Raw genomic sequence first — 4,193 nt, forward strand, 5'->3', positions numbered from 1 at the left:
GAGATGAGCCAGAATTGGGAGATGCTTTTTATGAAGTGATTAATACTACAAATTATGTAAAATTAGAACCAAGCTTGGCATATAAATTACAAAGTATAGGGCTAATTAATTTAGAAGGCGATCGCAGTACTCCTGCGTGTGAATTATATCGGTTATATTTCCAACAGTATTTCAAAAAAAGCGAGCATTTTAATAATACTCATGTTGAACGGCTGAAAGAAGAAAATCAACAGTTTTCCGTCCTCTCTAGTTTAGATGAATTAACTTAATTACTTAAATGTGAGTATTCTATCATTGCTGGTTTACCTGCTGCTGTTTTAACTGTGAGTTTAGGGGTGGCTAGCGTTATTCCGGTAATAGAAACTGAACCTGCTACTTTAGTTAATGCTGCCGAAGAAACACTCTATCAAGCCAAAAGAAAAGGACGCGATCGCGTTGTAGCTTAATATAGAACTTATAATCAAATAACGATATTGAAATCGATCGATAAGGTGATTGTCTCCAAAATCCTCTGCAAGCACAAGAAGAAAAATAGCAATTGACAAGACTTTTTGTTGTCGATGAAACTTCCATCACCAGCTTGGGAATAATAAATCATGCATGAGAAAAATTGCAATTAATCTCAGCATATTAGGTGTGTTTACCATCGACAATTAAAGGAACAGTTTGTTAATGAAAGTGAGTTCATCAGGGATTAAGCTAGGTTTTGCAGCTGTTAGCAGCAGTTGTCTTGCGGCAGTCGCGATCGCTATGAGTGGAGCAAGTGCAATTGCTGCTCAATTCATCACAATTCAAAGCACTGGTACATTATCAGGAACTATCGGACTTCCCAGAAATAATCCAAATTTCAATAACAGTATTACTCGTATTGATACGGATGATACTGGAACTTATTACCGGAACTTAGGTACTAATAATAATCCTAATTATGTTCCTGTATACCAGTCAGACTATTTAAAGGTAGAAACACGTTCCGATGGAAGTCTGCATTACTTTGTTGACTTTAAAGGTATTCCAATTGTCTCGTTTAATGGTGTTCTGACATCGCCGGTTCTTTCTGGTGGTCATTTGACTGCCTTCCTTTACCAGGGACAATTGCCAGGAACCACATTTCAAGGAGTAGTTCAAGATGAATTTAATCTCACAAAAGCTTTCTACACTGGTACTGTCACCGACCCAGACACCGGAAAAAAGTATCAAGGTACTTTTGAAGTGAGTGGATATGGGGAGCGATATAGTAATCCCAATGGTAATTTAACTCCCACGGTCTTTGATTTCCAATCTGATATCCCAGGTTTACCAGGCGTAACATCCTTGACCATAACTAATGCTAGTTTGGCAAATTTAAGAATCATAGTACCTATAAATGAAACTTCTATTCCAGAACCCGCTAGCCTTCTCGGAACTCTGATGGTAGCTAGTTTTGGTATCGTTCTGAAAAGAAGAAAAGACAGCGGACTTAGGAAGACGTTTTAAAACTGAAAGCCTGTTGTAAAAAAGCTCACAAGGCTTAAGCTGAATTGTAAAAATCAGTGCCTTGTGAGCAAATAATCTTAGACAATAAGGACTAAAGATCCTGACTACGAACTTATTTATCTATCAATTTAAAATAAGCCGGACTTTTGCAAATCCGGCTGAGTTTAATCAATCATCTATACGCAGTAGCTTGCGGTAAAATGGTTGTGAAAAATCGGTTACACGATAACGTTTATAGTTATCCATAAGTTCAATTAAAAAATTAATAAACTCGAAACTAGCCATCATCAGTTCATAACTCAGGTCAGCATTGCCATCAAACTGAATTCGGCAACGGGTTAAGTCTGAGGGTAAAGTAGCAACATTCCAAGAGGCGACAAAGGGGACATGTTCGCTGGCTTCGATCTTCCGATGTCCCTCCAAGACCCCTTTTTGATAAAGACTGATGGCATAGGGTAAGAAATTACGCCTAGCACCCTGAACATAAGGTAAGTAAACACTGGCTTGTTGTTGAGTTGCAGGCTGGAGTTGCTCAATAGACATAGTTAAATATTCCTCAAGTTAGTTAGCAACTGGGGATATTAGTGGATGTTAGTAGTATTCCCCAAAGATGTGTCTAAAGCACATAGTGGTAAGTGAAGAAGGGAATAGGGTACAGGGTACAGGGTACAGATTATTCCCTATCACCTGTCACCTATCACCTGTCACCTGTCACCTGTCACCTGTCACCTGTCAACCTGTCACCTCTCCCTAATCCCAATACCAATGCCCCATGCCTAATAAATGAAGTTACTACTAAGAAATATTAAAATTTCGGTTACAATGATGCTGCATTAACTGTTGTCGAATCTGGGAACGATAACACTAAAAATCCCTACTGTATAGTGGTGGATGCCGTTATTGCAGTTTTTCCCAACAAAAAGCTGCTGCTACCTTGCTATTACTTTACCCAATCCGGAGTTCTCGTTAGAGAAAGTCCGACTCTACAAGCTTCCTGCCGAAGTGGCTATCAAAGGAATCAAGCCTCTGTCTAAGAGTAGTAAACGCGGTTAATATGAGGTAATTACGCACAGTGGCGGTGACAACAAAGATAGTCCCAGCGGCTTTTGGCTTAGGGATAGCGGGTATTGCAGTTTGCCCATTCCGATTAATATCGGGAAAAGTAGCTTAGGGATATTTGTCCGTAAAATTACTAACTGTAGACAAATAGTGGTTTTTGAATCAAGCAACCTAACCTATGCCAGCGAATTCCTGGCCCGATGAAGATTCTTATCAAGAGCTCGATCCGCTCAACTCCTTGTTGTCTGACCTATCAGTAGATGAGGAGTCAGTGTTAGAGACAGATTCTATGTCTCTACCATCCCGGTTTCAAGGTCGTAGAGGCAAAGCAGCTCTAGTCTTGACTATCGTCTGGAGTGGCACGATCGCTCTACATTTAGTTTCTTGGGCTTCCATTTTTATTCTAGGACTGACCACCATTCTAGGATTTCATGCTTTGGTGGTGGTGTTTACTAAATCCCGTCGCTATCCAAAAGAAATACAGGGAGATTTACCTTCTGTTTCTGTGCTAGTGGCTGCGAAAAATGAGGAAGCAGTAATTGCTAAATTAGTCAAAAATCTTTGTAATCTGGAATATCCAGGTGGGCAGTACGAAATTTGGATAATTGACGATCGCAGCAGTGATAGCACGCCACGTTTATTAGCAGAACTCCAACAGAAACACGACAAACTCAAAGTACTAAGGCGTTCAGCAGAAGCTACTGGTGGCAAATCGGGGGCGTTGAATCAGGTATTGCCGCTGACAAAGGGCGAAATTATAGCAGTATTTGATGCTGATGCCCAAGTAACACCAGACTTACTGCAACAGGTAATACCTTTATTTCAAAGAGAAAACGTGGGGGCGGTGCAGGTGCGAAAAGCGATCGCCAACGCTAAAGCAAACTTTTGGACTAAGGGTCAAATGGCCGAAATGGCACTTGATACCTGGTTCCAGCAACAGCGGACTGCCCTTGGTGGCATTGGCGAACTGCGGGGCAATGGTCAATTTGTCCGGCGTTCAGCCTTGGAAAGCTGCGGTGGCTGGAATGAAGAAACCATTACCGATGATTTGGATTTGACAATCCGTTTACATCTGGATAAATGGGATATTGAGTGTGTTTTCCATCCATCGGTACAAGAAGAAGGAGTGACAAGTGCAGTTTCACTCTGGCATCAGCGCAACCGTTGGGCAGAAGGCGGTTATCAGCGCTATTTGGATTATTGGGATTTAATTCTCAAAAACCGGATGGGAACGCGTAAAAGCTGGGATTTGCTGATTTTTATGCTGATTATGTATATCTTACCGACAGCAGCAGTCCCAGATTTATTAATGGCGATCGCTCGTCATCGTCCACCAATGTTAAGCCCCATCACAGGCTTGTCCATTTCTATGTCGATGGTAGGGATGTTTACAGGTCTGAAGCGGGTACGTCAAGATCAAAAGTTCCCACTTTCTACATATCTTACGATGCTGGTGCAAACCCTGCGTGGCAGTTTATATATGTTGCACTGGTTAGTCGTCATGAGCAGTACTACTGCCCGGATGTCGGTAAGACCAAAGCGCCTGAAATGGGTGAAAACCTTGCATACGGGGAACGGGGAATAGCCCCTTTGGGGAATTAAAAATTAAAAATTAAAAATGCAAAATTACCAAAAATAATTTTGCATTTTTTTTATTC

At 41.2% G+C, this 4,193-nt stretch carries 5 protein-coding genes; 4 read left to right on the plus strand and 1 reads right to left on the minus strand.

All coding sequences use genetic code 11. The annotated features are described in order from the left end of the window. From IQ229_RS15710 to IQ229_RS15720, 3 genes are all read left to right on the plus strand, one after another. The coding region (locus tag IQ229_RS15710; RefSeq protein WP_194045173.1) for an AAA-like domain-containing protein at window positions 1-269 on the plus strand (269 nt) is incomplete at its 5' end. Window positions 270-323: 54 nt separating this feature from the next. After that, a complete protein-coding gene (locus IQ229_RS15715) occupies window positions 324-446 on the plus strand; it encodes a nucleotidyl cyclase domain-containing protein (protein ID WP_322743999.1) in 123 nt (40 codons plus the stop codon). A gap of 226 nt (window positions 447-672) precedes the next feature. After that, the gene (locus IQ229_RS15720; protein ID WP_194045175.1) at window positions 673-1,476 is read left to right on the plus strand and encodes a PEP-CTERM sorting domain-containing protein; all 804 of its coding nucleotides are present in this window, start codon (window positions 673-675) and stop codon (window positions 1,474-1,476) included. 168 nt (window positions 1,477-1,644) lie between these two features. On the opposite strand, the gene ebsA is transcribed toward IQ229_RS15720, so the two are convergent. Continuing rightward, window positions 1,645-2,019, minus strand: coding sequence for a type IV pilus biogenesis protein EbsA (gene ebsA / locus IQ229_RS15725; protein WP_104905290.1), 375 nt, complete (start codon window positions 2,017-2,019; stop codon window positions 1,645-1,647). A gap of 694 nt (window positions 2,020-2,713) precedes the next feature. Here ebsA and IQ229_RS15730 point away from each other — a divergent pair. Then, window positions 2,714-4,120, plus strand: a complete 1,407-nt coding sequence (locus IQ229_RS15730) for a glycosyltransferase family 2 protein (RefSeq protein ID WP_194045177.1) — start codon at window positions 2,714-2,716, stop codon at window positions 4,118-4,120. Window positions 4,121-4,193: the final 73 nt, after the last annotated feature.

Origin of the sequence: Nostoc cf. edaphicum LEGE 07299, from assembly GCF_015207245.1 — a bacterium.
GTDB classification, from domain to species: Bacteria; Cyanobacteriota; Cyanobacteriia; order Cyanobacteriales; family Nostocaceae; genus Nostoc; species Nostoc edaphicum_B.

What these genes read in the sequence shown, in the direction of transcription:
- IQ229_RS15720 (WP_194045175.1), top strand. Translation starts at nt 673, where the DNA reads ATGAAAGTGAGTTCATCAGGGATTAAGCTAGGTTTTGCAGCTGTTAGC.
- ebsA (WP_104905290.1), bottom strand. Translation starts at nt 2,019, where the DNA reads ATGTCTATTGAGCAACTCCAGCCTGCAACTCAACAACAAGCCAGTGTT.
- IQ229_RS15730 (WP_194045177.1), top strand. Translation starts at nt 2,714, where the DNA reads ATGCCAGCGAATTCCTGGCCCGATGAAGATTCTTATCAAGAGCTCGAT.